Annotated in this window: 17 protein-coding genes; 9 read left to right on the top strand and 8 right to left on the bottom strand. The window is 61.4% G+C overall.

The window, feature by feature from the left end; translation table 11 throughout:
• Window positions 1-26: 26 nt before the first annotated feature.
• Genes rlmH through E4656_RS11475 form a run of 5 tightly spaced genes read right to left on the bottom strand, consistent with a single transcriptional unit; the run spans window position 27 to window position 3,422 of the window.
• On the bottom strand, window positions 27-494 hold the full coding sequence (gene rlmH / locus E4656_RS11495) for a 23S rRNA (pseudouridine(1915)-N(3))-methyltransferase RlmH (RefSeq protein WP_135483424.1): 468 nt from the start codon (window positions 492-494) through the stop codon (window positions 27-29).
• A 10-nt stretch (window positions 495-504) separates the two neighbouring features.
• A complete protein-coding gene (gene rsfS / locus E4656_RS11490; RefSeq protein ID WP_135483423.1) occupies window positions 505-864 on the bottom strand; it encodes a ribosome silencing factor in 360 nt (119 codons plus the stop codon).
• Window positions 861-1,502, bottom strand: a complete 642-nt coding sequence (gene nadD, locus E4656_RS11485) for a nicotinate (nicotinamide) nucleotide adenylyltransferase (protein ID WP_135483422.1) — start codon at window positions 1,500-1,502, stop codon at window positions 861-863. Before nadD ends, rsfS begins: the two co-directional genes overlap by 4 nt.
• The gene (locus tag E4656_RS11480; RefSeq protein ID WP_135483421.1) at window positions 1,502-2,800 is read right to left on the bottom strand and encodes a glutamate-5-semialdehyde dehydrogenase; all 1,299 of its coding nucleotides are present in this window, start codon (window positions 2,798-2,800) and stop codon (window positions 1,502-1,504) included. Before E4656_RS11480 ends, nadD begins: the two co-directional genes overlap by 1 nt.
• 25 nt (window positions 2,801-2,825) lie before the next feature.
• Window positions 2,826-3,422, bottom strand: a complete 597-nt coding sequence (locus E4656_RS11475) for an LON peptidase substrate-binding domain-containing protein (protein ID WP_135483420.1) — start codon at window positions 3,420-3,422, stop codon at window positions 2,826-2,828.
• Between the two features lie 157 nt (window positions 3,423-3,579).
• On the opposite strand from E4656_RS11475, the gene minC reads away from it, so the two are divergent.
• The 3 genes from minC (at window position 3,580) to minE (ending at window position 5,446) form a co-directional block, all read left to right on the top strand.
• Window positions 3,580-4,284 (top strand): septum site-determining protein MinC, encoded by a 705-nt coding sequence (minC, locus tag E4656_RS11470; RefSeq protein WP_135483419.1) that lies wholly within the window; start codon window positions 3,580-3,582, stop codon window positions 4,282-4,284.
• 77 nt (window positions 4,285-4,361) lie between these two features.
• Window positions 4,362-5,171, top strand: a complete 810-nt coding sequence (gene minD, locus E4656_RS11465; protein ID WP_135483418.1) for a septum site-determining protein MinD — start codon at window positions 4,362-4,364, stop codon at window positions 5,169-5,171.
• 2 nt (window positions 5,172-5,173) lie between these two features.
• Window positions 5,174-5,446 carry a cell division topological specificity factor MinE gene (minE, locus tag E4656_RS11460; protein ID WP_135483417.1) on the top strand — a complete coding sequence of 91 codons (273 nt, stop codon included), beginning with the start codon at window positions 5,174-5,176 and terminating at the stop codon, window positions 5,444-5,446.
• A 60-nt stretch (window positions 5,447-5,506) separates the two neighbouring features.
• Here minE and trxB read toward each other — a convergent pair whose 3' ends face one another.
• Window positions 5,507-6,466, bottom strand: a complete 960-nt coding sequence (trxB, locus tag E4656_RS11455; protein ID WP_135483416.1) for a thioredoxin-disulfide reductase — start codon at window positions 6,464-6,466, stop codon at window positions 5,507-5,509.
• A 148-nt stretch (window positions 6,467-6,614) separates the two neighbouring features.
• Window positions 6,615-7,265, bottom strand: a complete 651-nt coding sequence (locus E4656_RS11450; RefSeq protein WP_135483415.1) for a hypothetical protein — start codon at window positions 7,263-7,265, stop codon at window positions 6,615-6,617.
• Window positions 7,266-7,292: 27 nt separating this feature from the next.
• Here E4656_RS11450 and nadC point away from each other — a divergent pair, with 27 nt between their 5' ends.
• Window positions 7,293-8,147 (top strand): carboxylating nicotinate-nucleotide diphosphorylase, encoded by an 855-nt coding sequence (gene nadC / locus E4656_RS11445; RefSeq protein ID WP_135483414.1) that lies wholly within the window; start codon window positions 7,293-7,295, stop codon window positions 8,145-8,147.
• Window positions 8,148-8,317: 170 nt separating this feature from the next.
• Here nadC and E4656_RS11440 read toward each other — a convergent pair whose 3' ends face one another.
• Window positions 8,318-8,848 carry a pilin gene (locus tag E4656_RS11440; RefSeq protein ID WP_135483413.1) on the bottom strand — a complete coding sequence of 177 codons (531 nt, stop codon included), beginning with the start codon at window positions 8,846-8,848 and terminating at the stop codon, window positions 8,318-8,320.
• A 473-nt stretch (window positions 8,849-9,321) separates the two neighbouring features.
• On the opposite strand from E4656_RS11440, the gene pilB reads away from it, so the two are divergent.
• From pilB to yacG, 5 genes are read left to right on the top strand one after another with little or no spacing between them, the layout of a single operon-like run.
• The gene (gene pilB, locus E4656_RS11435) at window positions 9,322-11,022 is read left to right on the top strand and encodes a type IV-A pilus assembly ATPase PilB (RefSeq protein WP_135483412.1); all 1,701 of its coding nucleotides are present in this window, start codon (window positions 9,322-9,324) and stop codon (window positions 11,020-11,022) included.
• Between the two features lie 2 nt (window positions 11,023-11,024).
• Entirely contained in the window at window positions 11,025-12,233 is a 1,209-nt protein-coding gene (locus E4656_RS11430) for a type II secretion system F family protein (RefSeq protein WP_135483411.1), read from the top strand.
• A complete protein-coding gene (locus tag E4656_RS11425) occupies window positions 12,233-13,117 on the top strand; it encodes a prepilin peptidase (RefSeq protein WP_135483410.1) in 885 nt (294 codons plus the stop codon). The genes E4656_RS11430 and E4656_RS11425 overlap by 1 nt, the downstream gene beginning before the upstream one ends.
• Before the next feature lie 40 nt (window positions 13,118-13,157).
• Complete coding sequence (coaE, locus tag E4656_RS11420; protein WP_135483409.1) at window positions 13,158-13,763, top strand: dephospho-CoA kinase; 606 nt, start codon at window positions 13,158-13,160, stop codon at window positions 13,761-13,763.
• Window positions 13,756-13,977, top strand: coding sequence for a DNA gyrase inhibitor YacG (yacG, locus tag E4656_RS11415; RefSeq protein WP_135483408.1), 222 nt, complete (start codon window positions 13,756-13,758; stop codon window positions 13,975-13,977). The genes coaE and yacG overlap by 8 nt, the downstream gene beginning before the upstream one ends.
• Window positions 13,978-13,984 lie beyond the last annotated feature (7 nt).

The raw sequence follows: 13,984 nt of genomic DNA, 5'->3' as shown, positions 1-13,984 counted from the left end.
CTGCGTTAACTGCTAATAGGGTATGGCTACTTGTGGTAAGGGTGCCCCTGATTGACCGTCCAGGCCCGATAGAGCTGTTCGGCCAGCACTATCCGCACCAGTGGATGCGGCAATGTCAGCGCCGACAATGACCAGCGCCGATCTGCGCGCTGGCGAACCCGATCATCCACACCATCCGGGCCGCCAATCACCAGGGATACATCCCGTCCCTCCAGTTGCCACTCTCGCAACTCACGGGCCAATTGTTCAGTCGTCCAGGCTTTGCCACTCAGATCAAGCAGCACCATGAAATCGCGATCACGCACCGACTGCAGCAGACGATCGGATTCTTCCGCCTTAACTGCAATCGGTTTTACATTACGGGTACGCTTGCCCAAAGGCAAGTTTACCCAGTCCGGCTGCAATTCGCGCGGCAGGCGGCGACCATATTCCGCCACTCCCTCATCGACCCAGCTCGGCATGCGCCCGGCCACCGAATGGATGCGCAGCTTCATCGGCAGCGGGTCAGTGCGCCGGTCCGGAGTCGGCTGCGCTGGCCGGCGAAGCACCGGACCAGAGCTGCTCCAGGTCATACAGGGCACGGGTTTCGGGCAGCATGGCGTGCACGATGACATCGCCGTAATCGATCAGCACCCAGTCGGAACCCGGATCGCCCTCGCGCCCGATGGGCTCGATACCCTGGGTTGACATGGCTTCATCCACACGATCGACCATGGCCTGCAGGTGGCGATTGGATGTACCCGACCCGACCAGCATCACGTCGGTGACGCTGGTCTTGTCCCGCACATCCAGCACGACCAGATTCTGCACCTTTACATCTTCCAGCGCCGCGGTAATCAGCGCCTGCATTTGTTCTGTGTTCATTGCACCTCGAGTGACGGGTAAACCCGCTCTTGCCTGATATAGTGTAGCACGCGCTCTGGCACTGCATGTGCCAGCACTGCCGTGCCTTCTCTGATCTGTGAACTGGCGCAGGTCAATGCCTTGCCCGGTAGCTCCATGGCATGACCGCAGGGGGTTCGCGCCAGGGTTTCCGTATCCCGGGGCGCCAGCCAGCGACCCTGAAAATGCGCTGCCACTTCGGGCGGCAGGTCCTGCTTCCAGCCTGGTCTCGGCAACACCAGAATATGGGCCAGTTCGGTCAGTTGCTGCCAGCGCGACCACTGATGCAGGCCCGCGAACGAATCACCGCCCATGGCAAAGACCAGTGACGCCCGATCACCCAGCTCTGCCCGCCAGGCCTGCAGCGTCTCCAGAGTATAGACGGGTTCGGCGGCACGCAGTTCCTGCTGATCAATGGTCACCCGCCGCCAGGGTGCACAAAGCGCCTGCAGCATGCCCAGGCGCTGTTCAGGGTCAGCCTGAGCCCGGGCCTTGTGTACCGGCTGCCAGCAGGGCACCAGATGCAGGCGGGCGTCGGGGAAGCGCGCCAGCACCAGTTCGATAAAACGCTCGTGCCCCAGGTGGGGCGGGTCAAAAGTGCCGCCGTAGAGAATATCCATCAGGCTCGTATATGGCCGTCGCCAAAAACGATGTATTTCTGACTGGTCAGGCCAATCAGGCCAACCGGACCGCGGGCGTGAATCTTGTCCGTTGAAATACCGATCTCGGCACCAAGCCCGTATTCAGCGCCGTCAGCAAAGGCCGTGGAGGCATTGACCATGACCGAACTGGAATCGACCTCGGTCAGGAAACGCCGGGCCAGCGTATAACTCTCGGTCACGATGGCATCCGTGTGCTGTGACCCGTAATGATTGATATGGGCCACAGCCTCATCCGCGGAGTCGACAATACGGATCGACAAGATCGGGGCCAGATATTCCGTGCTCCAGTCCTCTTCGCTGGCCGCCACACAGTCGAGCAGCGCCTGAGTGCGCGCACAGCCACGCAGCTCGACCCCCTGCTCCACCAGCAGCGGCGCCAGTTCGGTCAGCACCCCGGTAGCTTCGGCATGCACCAGCAGGGTCTCCATGGCGTTGCACACGCCATAGCGCCGGGTCTTGGCATTGAACGCAATGGCGACCGCCTTGGCCGGGTCGGCGGCGGCGTCCACATAGACATGGCAGATGCCGTCCAGATGCTTGATCACCGGCACCCGAGCATCATTGGCGATGCGTTCGATCAACCCCTTGCCGCCACGCGGCACGATGACGTCGACGTACTCGGGCATGGTGATCAGGGCACCGACGGCAGCGCGGTCCGTGGTGTTGATGATCTGCACCGCCTCGGCCGGCAACCCGGCTTGCTGCAGACCCTTCTGTACCGCCAGCGCCAGCGCCTGATTGGAATGAATGGCTTCCTTGCCGCCACGCAGAATGGCCGCATTGCCCGACTTCAGACACAAGGCTGTGGCATCGATGGTCACATTGGGCCGCGACTCATAGATGATACCCACCACGCCGAGCGGCACCCGCATCTGGCCGCGCTGAATACCCGAGGGCAGAAATTCCATGTTGTCGATCTGGCCGACCGGGTCCTGCAGCGTGGCAACCTGATGCAGCCCGTCCACCATGGCCTGTATGCGTTCCGGGGTCAGCGCCAGGCGATCCAGCAGGGCTTCCGACAAGCCGTTCTGCCGGCCCGCAGCCAGGTCCCTGCCATTGGCCGCCAGCAGGGCTGGCTGGTCCGCCAGCAGCGCCTCGGCAATGGCGTGCAGAGCCGCGTTCTTTTCCGCTGTGGTGGCCGCCCGCAGCCGGGTGGACGCCTGCCGCGCCTGCTGTCCTACCGTCTGCATGTAATCAAGCACCGATGTCGCCGCCTGTGCGCTCACTGAACAAACCCCTTGGTCAGTTGGATGGATGACCTGCCATTATACATCCAGTAGGTCAGGCCCGCATCCACTCATCCAGCATCTGGCGCAGAACACTGAGGCGCTGACTGTGATCCAGCTCGGTCAGCAGCGACTGTTTCTGCACTTCGGTCATCGGCAGCCAGCAGCAGAGCTGATTCAGCAACGCCGGCGGCGGCGTTGATTCAAGCTCCTGTGGGGGCAGCAGATTGTCCAGCAAGGGATGGCGTGCCAGTTCCTCCATGACGGCGCGCAGGTCATCGACCGGCTCATCGTCCGGCAGCGGGATCACCTCTGCCGGGTGCACCGGTGCACACCAGAGACCATCCTCTTCCTGATGCGCCTGGCCGATCCAGGTTTCGCGGGTGCCTTCCACGGTGATACCCAGCAAACCGCCGCTCAGGGACTCGAAATCGACAATATGGCACAGGCACCCCAGATCATGGAAGCGTGTGGGGCCGGTGCCGGAACGAATGACTTCCTGCCCTTCGTTGAGCAGGGTGATCACGAACCCGCTGCCCTCGCGGCTCGACTCCGACACCATGCGCACGTAGCGCGGCTCGAATATGCGCAGTGGCAGCCGGCAACCGGGAAACAGCGGCTGCGACAATGGGAAAATGGGGGTATAGGACACGTTCGAGCACCCTGCTGTTCACATCTGAATGTGAAGCCTAGCATAGCCAGATCAAGGCGCCATTGGGAGGGCCACACCGATAAACACAGCACACTGGTCGCTGCGCGCCTGCATACGGTACACTGGCGGCCGACTGACTGAATCTGCAGGATGCCTGATGCAACCGGATACCGAAACGCCATCGCCGATCACGCTGGGCCTGAAAGGCAGCATGACCGCGCATGCTCTGCTGCAGGTACCGGCCGACGCCGACGAGCCGGCGGCCACGCGCGCCCTGGCCACGCTGCTGGCGGAAGACGGTGAGTCGCTGCGCCATACGCCCTGCATTCTGGCCTTTCCCGAACGGACCGAGCTGCCGGACTGGCTGCCGGACTGGGTAGAGCGCCTGCGGCAGGAGCAACTGGTCCCCTTTGCCGTACAGTGCGAGCAGGCGGCCGATCGCGCCCGCGTGCATGCCCTGGGGCTGGCCGACATGCCGGTACCGGAGCCGTCGTTTCGCAAGCCCAGAGCGGCTCCCCGCGCCAGTGCCGAGCAGCCGGGCCAGGCCCCGCTGGTCATTCGCCAGCAGGTGCGCTCGGGTCAGCAGGTTTACGCACGCAATCAGGATCTGGTGGTACTGGCGTCAGTCAGCGCCGGGGCGGAAGTGATGGCCGACGGCCATATCCATGTCTATGGCGAGCTGCGCGGACGCGCGCTGGCAGGCGTCAGCGGCAATGCCGCTGCCCGCATCTGGTGCCAGTCGCTGCAGGCCGAGCTGGTGGCGGTCGCCGGCCTCTACCTGCTGCCTGAGCAACTCCCCGAGCAACGCCAGCGCGTGGAGATTCACCTGCAGGACGACCAGTTGCAGATTTCCGGCCAATAACAGTTTCACGGCTCGTGCGCCGTGGCAGAGCCGCCCCAATGGACCGTTTCAATCGTTTCAACTCAGGAGAGACCACATTGACCAGAATCATCGTCGTCACCTCGGGCAAGGGCGGTGTGGGTAAAACCACCACCAGCGCCGCCCTCAGCATGGGGCTGGCTCGGGCAGGCCACAAGACCGTGGTTATCGATTTCGACATTGGCCTGCGCAATCTGGACATCATCATGGACTGCGAGCGACGGGTCGTGTTCGACTTCGTCAATGTCATCCAGGGCGACGCCCGCCTCAACCAGGCGCTGATCCGCGACAAGCGCTGTGAACTGCTGTCCATCCTGCCGGCCTCGCAGACGCGCGACAAGGAAGCCCTGACCCGGGAAGGCGTGCAGGCAATACTGGAGGAACTGAGCCAGGACCATGAGTACATCATCTGCGACTCGCCGGCCGGCATTGAAGGCGGCGCCATGATGGCCATGTACTTTGCCGACGAAGCCATTGTGGTGACCAACCCGGAGGTCTCCTCGGTACGGGATTCGGACCGCATCATCGGCCTGCTGCAGAGCAAGAGCCGACGCGCCGAAAACAACGAGCCGCCGATCAGGGAGCACCTGCTGGTCACCCGCTATGACCCGGAGCGGGTCGGGCGCGGCGACATGCTGAGCATAGAGGATGTGGAAGAGATACTGGCCAGCCCGCTGATCGGCGTGATTCCGGAAAGCGAATCGGTGCTGCGGGCGTCCAATCAGGGCATTCCGGTGATTCTGGATGAAGACAGCCGCGCCGGCCAGGCCTATGTGGATGTGGTCGCACGACTGACCGGCGAAGAGCGACCACTGCGGTTTACTGAACTTGAGCGCAAGGGCATCCTGCAACGGATGTTCGGGGGGTGAGCATGGCACTGTTCGATATCTTCAAGGACCGGGACCGGCAGCCCGAAGGCACCGCCTCGGCCGCCAAGGAGCGACTGAAAGTCATCGTGGCCCACGAGCGCCGCCAGCGTCAGCAGCCGGACTATCTTGCGGCCATGCAGCGGGACATCCTGCAGGTGGTACGCAAGTACATCCCGATCGACTATGACGACGTGAACATTCAGATCGAACAGGAAGGGCAGGTGTCCGTACTGGAACTGAACGTGACCCTGCCCAACGAGGTGATAGAGCGCTAGCGGCTCAGCGATTGCCAACCCCGGCGGCCGCATGACCGCCGGGAAGCCGGCCGCAAGGCGTTACTGGCCTTCCAAGCCATCCAGATACTTTTCCGCATCCAGTGCCGCCATGCACCCGGTACCGGCCGAAGTAATGGCCTGCCGGTACACATGGTCCATGACATCACCGGCCGCATAGATACCCGGAACACTGGTCTGGGTGGCATTGCCCTGGGTGCCGCTGTTGACCTTGATATAGCCGTTTTCCATATCCAGTTGGCCTTCGAACAGCTGCGTGTTCGGCTGGTGGCCGATGGCAATGAAGACGCCATCCAGCTTGAGCTCGCGGGTTTCATCCTTGCCGGTGTGCCTTATGCGCACGCCGGTCACGCCCATGTCGTCACCCAGGACTTCGTCCAGGGTGTGATTCCACAGAATCTCGACATTGCCGTTGCGCGCCTTCTCCATCAGCTTGTCGGCCAGGATCTTCTCCGAGCGGAAGCGATCACGCCGGTGAATGACGGTCACCTTGCTGGCAATATTGGACAGGTAAAGGGCCTCCTCGACAGCGGTATTGCCGCCGCCGACCACGCACACTTCCTTGCCGCGGTAGAAGAAGCCGTCACAGGTGGCGCAGGCCGACACACCCTTGCCCATGAAGGCGCTTTCGCTGTCCAGGCCCAGATACTTGGCACTGGCCCCGGTGGCGATGATCAGCGCATCACAGGTATAGGTGGCCTGATCGCCGATCAGCCGGTACGGCTTCTGCGTCAGTTCAGCGGTATGAATGTGATCGAAGATGACCTCGGTCTCGAAACGCTCGGCATGGGCCTTCATGCGCTCCATCAGGGCCGGACCCTGCAGCCCTTCCACATCACCGGGCCAGTTGTCGACATCAGTGGTGGTGGTGAGCTGACCGCCCATTTCCATACCGGTGATCAGTACCGGTTCCAGGTTGGCCCGGGCAGCGTAGACGGCTGCCGTATAGCCCGCCGGTCCGGAACCCAGAATCAGCAATTTGGCATGCTTGCTCTCTGCCATGGTGTACCTGTCTCCTCAGGATGATTTAAAACGAACTGTTGCTGAGCCTGGCAGCGTGCCTGCCCGAAGCCCGGAAACAAAATTGATTTTCAATATGGGGTCGATAACTGCGGCTGCAACCCCGGTGACCGGAACCCAGCTGAACTTTTCAGTTGCCCAGCCACCAGCGCACCAGTACCGCCATGGCGAGCCACTGCCAGCGCAGACTGACGAAAGTCTTCCAGAGGCTGGCAAAGGTGGTTTCATCACGCGTGCGGGCCAGAAACTGCAGGCACCAGCTGAACAGTGAACTCTGGCCGCCCTTCCCCGCACCGGCCAGCGACCACTGCAGAGACGCCCGTGACTGGCGCACCAGGCTATAGTGCAGCCCGGCCAACTGCGCCAGGCGCAGGTTCAGTACTCGATTGATGGTCTGCCGTCCCGGCACCGGCGTAAAACGCAGCCACCACAACACGACAATGCCCCAGATGCCACCGAAGGCGATGATCGGCAGCGGCACGAAATAGCGGCGCAGACTGCGCGCCAGCCGCTCCGCCTGCGCCGGCGGTTCCAGCCCTTCTTCCCGGCGCAATGGCTGGCCGGAAAACAGCAGCAGCATCAGGGTGCCACCCAGCACCACACGCCACCAGCCACCGCTGAACCAGGCCGCTGCAGTGAACAGCAGCGCCAGCAGGAAAGTCAGCCAGGGCAGCGTGCGGCGCCACTTCGCCAAGCGCTCGGCAATGGGGTACACTTGCGAGCCGAACCAGGGCCAGCGCAACAGCAGGTTGCTGGCCAGCAGCGCCAGGCCAAGCGTCACAACGGGATTCTCCGGGAAGCAAGTCGCATGAAACTGTTACCTGTGTCCTACGCGGACCGACTAAGAAGCCACATTGATGCCACAGTGGCCTTTGCATTACAAGAAGACCTTGATGACATTGGTGATGTGACCGCCGAACTGATACCGGCCGAGCAGATGGCCACCGCCCGCATTCAGGTGAAGGAAAATGCCGTGTTCTGCGGCCGCCCCTGGGTCGAGGCTGTATTTGCCCAACTGGACCGTTCGGTCTCCATCGACTGGCGCCATGAAGACGGCGACAACGTGCGTGCAGATACCACCATCTGCGTATTGCAGGGCCCGGCCCGCAGCCTGCTGACCGGCGAACGCACCGCCATCAACTTTATTCAGACCCTGTCCGGCACCGCCACCGTGGCGCGTCAGTATGCCGATGCGGCCGCCCCCCAGGGGCTGATAGTGCTGGATACGCGCAAGACCATACCCGGCCTGCGCCTGGCCCAGAAGTATGCCGTTTATGCCGGCGGCTGCGAAAACCACCGTCTGGGGCTGTACGACACCTACCTGATCAAGGAAAACCATATTGCCGCAGCCGGCAGCATCACCCGGGCCATAGAAAAAGCCCGCGAACTGCGCACCACACAGCTGATCATTGTGGAGGTCGAGTCCTACGAGGAATTCCGTGAAGCCCTGACAGCCGGCGCCGATCGCATCATGCTCGATGAACTGCCGGAACCTGACCTGGCGCGCGTGCACGCCGATACCACAGAGATCCCGCTCGAATCCTCCGGGTCCTTCGACCTGGAGCGCCTGCAGGATGCCCGCAGCCGCTATGTCTCGGTCGGCGCCCTGACCAAGCATGTGCGGGCAATCGATTTTTCCATGCGGCTGGAGCAGCGTGACTGAGGCGCTGGGCGGCCGCCGACCAGTTTGTACAGCAGTATGAGTCGCGGCAGACATCATTCCTGCAATAAAAAAACCCCGACTCACCTTCGGTGAATCGGGGTTTCTGTGGGTCGAAGCAATACTCGGAGTGACTTCACTCCCAATCAAGCGCCCCTACAGGAAGACCACTATTAAGTGTGTTCTTGCTCACACTCGGAAGCGAATTGCTCTTCGACGTCAGTCCAGCAGAACCATCTGCCACTGGCTCTTTCATCACCATTGACGGTCGGTTCGCCACGCACAATATACACATAGTTCACATCACCGCCGGAAATCTGCGGACTCGCGGTAGTATCATCACCAGCAGCAAAGGTGTAGGTCACCGTAAAATGAACATCGGCATCCGGGTCATCAATGTCACCAACAGTAGCGAACTCCGTCAGCATCCCGTAGGTGCCTTCGGTATTGATACCCAGGCGATCAACGTCATCGTTGCTGTCGTCAAGACCATCCGAATCGGACGCGTCGTCGATCGTGTTGCCCCGGCCCAGGTCTTCCTGAATGGCGATCCTGGCACCACCCAGTACGGCATGGGATTCTGAAAACTGCGAACGAGCAATATAATTCTGATACTGCGGAATGGCTATCGCCGCCAGAATACCGATGATCGCAACCACGATCATCAGTTCAATCAAGCTGAAACCCTTTTGTTGTACATTCATGTCGATTTCTCCATCGGTTATCGTACTTGTGTCATCCGGTACCGAGCTCTGGCAGGAATTCCCCGGAACCGTGCAGTCAAAAAACTACCCTAGTTCCTGCAGACCCGCTACACCGCACCCCCGATTAGGGCTTGCGGATTCTCCGTTTTGTGAACTGGAGCACTAAGCACGGCATCACGGCGCCGATTTGATCACCCGTTCACAAGCAGCAGCGACTCTGGATATTCTGCCAACCGCAAAGCCCACACCCTGGTACCGAACATCCCTGTAGCTCGCACCAACGGCAGGAATATAGTGCGAACTCATGGTACAGTGTATCGGCTTCAACCGACTCTGCAAGGGCCGCGACTGCATGCCGCGCAGCCGTTCTGCAAATGCCAGGACTGTGAACTGGGTCCCGCCCCGGCGTCTGGTTGTGCCTCTCAGTCCTGTTACAATGGATCGACAATGCAGCTGACAACAAAAGAACTTTCATGACCACAGTACTGTCCGGACTGGGCAAGCGCCTGGTCGACCGGGGCATTCTCACTGCGGACGGTCTCAGGGATGCGCAGAAAACCGCCACCAGAGATAAAACGCCACTGGTCACGCATCTGGTACAGCACAAGCTGGCACCCGGTCGGGAGCTGGCCATCATGGCCAGCGAAGAATTCGGTATTCCGGTACTGGATCTGGACGCCTTTGACCGTGAGCTGCTGCCCGGCGACCTGGTCGATGCCAGGCTGATTCAGCACCACCGGGCCCTGCCGCTGTTCAAGCGCACCAACCGGCTGTATGTAGCGCTGTCCGACCCTACCAATCTGGCGGCGCTGGAAGAAATACGCTTTGCCACCGGCCTGACCACGGAGCCGATTCTGGTCGAGGAAGAGAAGCTGGCCGCATGGCTGGAGCAGGCGGCGGACGAAGGGCCGTCTGCCCTGGCGGGGCTGGACGATGACGACTTCGAAGAGCTTGATGTCGTCGATGACTCGAAACAGGAAGAAGAGCGCACCGACATGGCCGGTTCGGACGATGCCCCCATCGTCCGCTTTGTGCAGCAGATGCTGCTCAGCGCCATCAAGAAGGGTGCCTCGGACCTGCACTTCGAGCCCTATGAACGGGCCTACCGGGTGCGGTTGCGTATCGACGGCGTGCTGCAGACCGCCGCCAAACCACCGATACAGCTCGCGCCCAAGATTACGGCGCGCCTGAAGATTCTGGGCAACCTGGACATCTCCGAACGCCGGGTGCCGCAGGATGGGCGCATCAAACTGCGCATTTCGCGCAACAAGGCAATCGATTTCCGCATGAACACCCTGCCTACGCTGTTCGGCGAAAAGGTGGTCCTGCGCATACTGGACCCGTCCAGCGCCAAGCTGGGCATCGATGCGCTGGGCTATGAGGAAGATCAGAAACAGCTCTATCTGGATGCGCTGGCCAAACCCCAGGGCATGATACTGGTGACCGGCCCCACCGGTTCGGGCAAAACGGTCTCGCTGTACACCGGCATCCATATCGTCAATCAGGAGGGGGTGAACATCTCCACGGCGGAAGATCCGGTGGAGATCAACCTCGAAGGCATCAACCAGGTCAACGTGAATTCGAAGGTAGGGCTGGATTTTGCGGCGGCTCTGCGCGCCTTTCTGCGCCAGGATCCGGATGTCATCATGGTCGGCGAAATACGGGATCTGGAAACCGCCTCCATTGCCATCAAGGCGGCCCAGACCGGCCACATGGTGATGTCGACGCTGCACACCAACAGTGCCGCCGAAACTCTTACCCGCCTGCTCAATATGGGCGTGCCGTCGTTCAACCTGGCCACCACCATCAATGTGATCATCGCCCAGCGCCTGGCCCGCCGCCTGTGCAGCCAGTGCAAGAAGCCGGCCGACATACCGGAAGAAACCCTGCGCAAGGAAGGCTTTGACGATGCCCTGTTGCAAGAGGCCACGCTGTATCAGCCGGTGGGCTGCAGTGCCTGCAACAAGGGCTACAAGGGGCGGGTCGGGGTCTATGAGGTGGTCCGCATGACACCGGCGGTGTCGCGCATCATCATGGAAGAGGGCAATGCCATCGAACTGGATGAGCAGTTCCGCCGTGAGGGCTTCAATGACCTGCGCCGCTCCGGCCTGCTGAAAGCAGCCCAGGGCGTGACCTCACTGGAAGAAATAAACCGCGTGACTTCGGAACACTGACTATGGCTACCAAAACCATTGCCTTCGAATACCAAGGCGCTGACAGCAAGGGCAAGCCGATCAAGGGCATCGTCAACCAGCAGAATGTGGCGCTGGCCAAGGCGGAATTGCGCAAGCAGGGCGTCAAGGTACGCAAGATTGCCAAGAAACGGCAGCCGCTGAGCCTGGGCAACAACCGCATCAAATCGGAAGACATTGCCGGCTTTACCCGCCAGATGGCGACCATGATGCGCGCCGGCGTGCCGCTGATCAAATCCTTCGAAATCGTGGCCAACGGCCTGGAAAAGCCCCGCATGCGGGAGCTGGTGCTGGATATCAAGGAACGGGTCGCCGCCGGCGGCACCCTGGCTGATGCCCTGCGCGCCAACAGCTATTATTTTGATGACCTGTACTGCAACCTGGTGGAATCGGGCGAGCAGTCCGGGTCTCTGGAGACCATGCTGTCACGCATCGCGCTGTACAAGGAAAAGGGCGAGGCGCTGAAAAAGAAAATCCGCAAGGCGCTTACCTACCCCATTATCGTGCTGGTATTTGCCATTGCCGTGACCATTGTGCTGCTCTGGCGCGTGGTGCCGGTGTTCGCCGACATGTTTCAGGGTTTCGGGGCCGACTTGCCGGTACTGACCCAGATGGTGGTCAATATGTCCGACTGGCTGGCTGCCAACATTCTCTATCTGCTGGGCGGTACCGTCGGCACTCTGACCCTGTTTTTCCAGGCCATGCGCCGGTCCCGACGCTTCCGGGAGTCCGTACAGCGGCTCATGGTCCGCTTGCCCATTGTCGGCAAGCTGGCCCGCACCGCGGCCATAGCACGCTATGCCCGCACCCTGTCGACCACCTTCGCAGCCGGGGTGCCACTGGTGGAGGCCCTGCATTCTGCCGCCGGCGCCTCGGGCAATATCGTGTTTTCCGAAGCCATCAACCGCGTGCGTACCGATGTGGAGTCCGGTACCGAGCTGAACCAGTCGATGAACAACCAGGACCTCTTTCCACCTATGCTGGTGCAGATGGTGACCATTGGCGAACAGGCCGGTTCGCTGGATGACATGCTGGGTCGGGCCGCCACCATTTACGAGGAAGAGGTGGACCATCAGGTGGACAACCTGACCGCCATGATCGAACCCTTTATCATGGCCTTCCTGGCCATCGTGGTGGGTGGCCTGCTGATTGCCATGTACCTGCCCATCTTCATGATGGGGTCCGTCATCTGATGTCAGACCTGCAGTTAGTACTCAACGCCTTTCCGAGTCTTTACCTGGGGAGTGTATTGCTGTTGGGGCTGCTGGTCGGCAGCTTTCTGAATGTGGTCATTCTGCGCCTGCCGGTCATGCTGGAGCGTCAGTGGCAGACCGATGCCCGTGCCATTCTGACTGCCGCTGAGACACCCGAGGCAGAGGCTGCCGAGCCGTTCAACCTGGCCGTGCCGCGCTCTCGTTGCCCGGCCTGTGGTCATGTCATCCGCTGGTACGAGAACATTCCCTGCCTGAGCTGGTTGTTCCTGCGCGGCCGCTGCAGCCAGTGCGGCACGGCCATCAGCGCGCGTTATCCGCTGATCGAGGCCCTGACCGGCGGGCTCAGTCTGGCTGTTGCCCTGACACTGCCACCGGGCGCGGAGACGCTGGTGTGGCTGGGCTTTGTCTGGACTCTGATCGCCCTCACCTTTGTTGATCTGGACACGCAACTGCTGCCGGACCAGATCACCCTGCCCCTGCTCTGGGCCGGCCTGCTGGCCAGCCTGCTGGGCCTGACACCGATACCCCTGCAGGATGCCGTGATCGGCGCCATGGCGGGGTACCTGTCACTGTGGTCGGTCTATCACGGTTTCCGCCTGCTGACCGGCAAGGAAGGCATGGGGTATGGTGATTTCAAGCTGTTTGCCGCCTTCGGGGCCTGGTTCGGCTGGATAGCGCTGGCCCCCATCATTCTGCTGGCGTCTCTGGTGGGGGCGGCGGCGGGTCTGCTGATGGTGCTGCTGGCCGGCCGTGATCGGCAGTTGCCGATCGCTTTCGGGCCCTACCTTTGCGCAGCCGCCGTGGTGTACTACTTTTGGGGAGAGGCTCTGGTCAACCTCTGGTTGCACTGGGCATTGCTGTAATAACCCGCTACAGTCACGGCATGACGAGAGCAGACACACCATGATTGCAGGCCTGACAGGGGGTATCGGCTCCGGTAAATCGGTTGTCAGCCGCTACCTGCACATCCATTACGGCATACCTGTTACCGATGCCGACCAGTTGGCCCGGATCATTGTCGAGCCGGGCCGGCCGGCCTATCAGGCCATTGTGCGTCGTTTTCCCGCCGCCCGGCAGGACGATGGCACGCTGGACCGCGCCTGGCTGCGTCACCATGTGCTGCCTGATGATGAAAAGCGGGCTTGGCTGGAGGGCATTACCCACCCGGCCATTCGGGAACTCATCCGCGAGAGGCTCATGTCCAATCAGGGCAAGGCGGCCTATCAGTTGCTGGACTCACCCCTGCTGCTGGAGACCGGCCAAAGCCGCATGTGCGACCTGGTCATAGTGGTGGATGCCACCGAAACACAGCAGATCGAGCGCACCGTGGAACGGGACGGCAACTCGGAGGCGCTGGTGCGCAGCATCATGGCCAAGCAATGGACGCGCGAACAACGGTTGCAGGCCGCTGACCTGATCGTGGACAATACAGGCGCCGAAGCAGACCTGCCAGAGGCCATTGATGAACTGCACCAGACCCTGTTAAAGCGAACTCAACACCATGTCTGACCGCACCACCGAAGCCACCAGCCTCAGCGTACCCTGCCCGACCTGCGGCAAGACCGTGCCCTGGACCACAGCGTCCCGTTTTCGTCCGTTCTGCAGCAAGCGCTGCCATCTGATAGATCTGGGCGACTGGGTGACCGAAGGCCACCGGATACCGGGTGAACCGGCAGAGGATGAACTGATGTCGGAAGAGATGGGGCGTTACCGGGACAGCTAGATCAGGC

The organism is Natronospirillum operosum (assembly GCF_004768465.1).
Taxonomy (GTDB): Bacteria; Pseudomonadota; Gammaproteobacteria; order Pseudomonadales; family Natronospirillaceae; genus Natronospirillum; species Natronospirillum operosum.
Note: the sequence above shows the minus strand (reverse complement) of the source record. Positions and strands in the feature narration are given on the sequence as shown.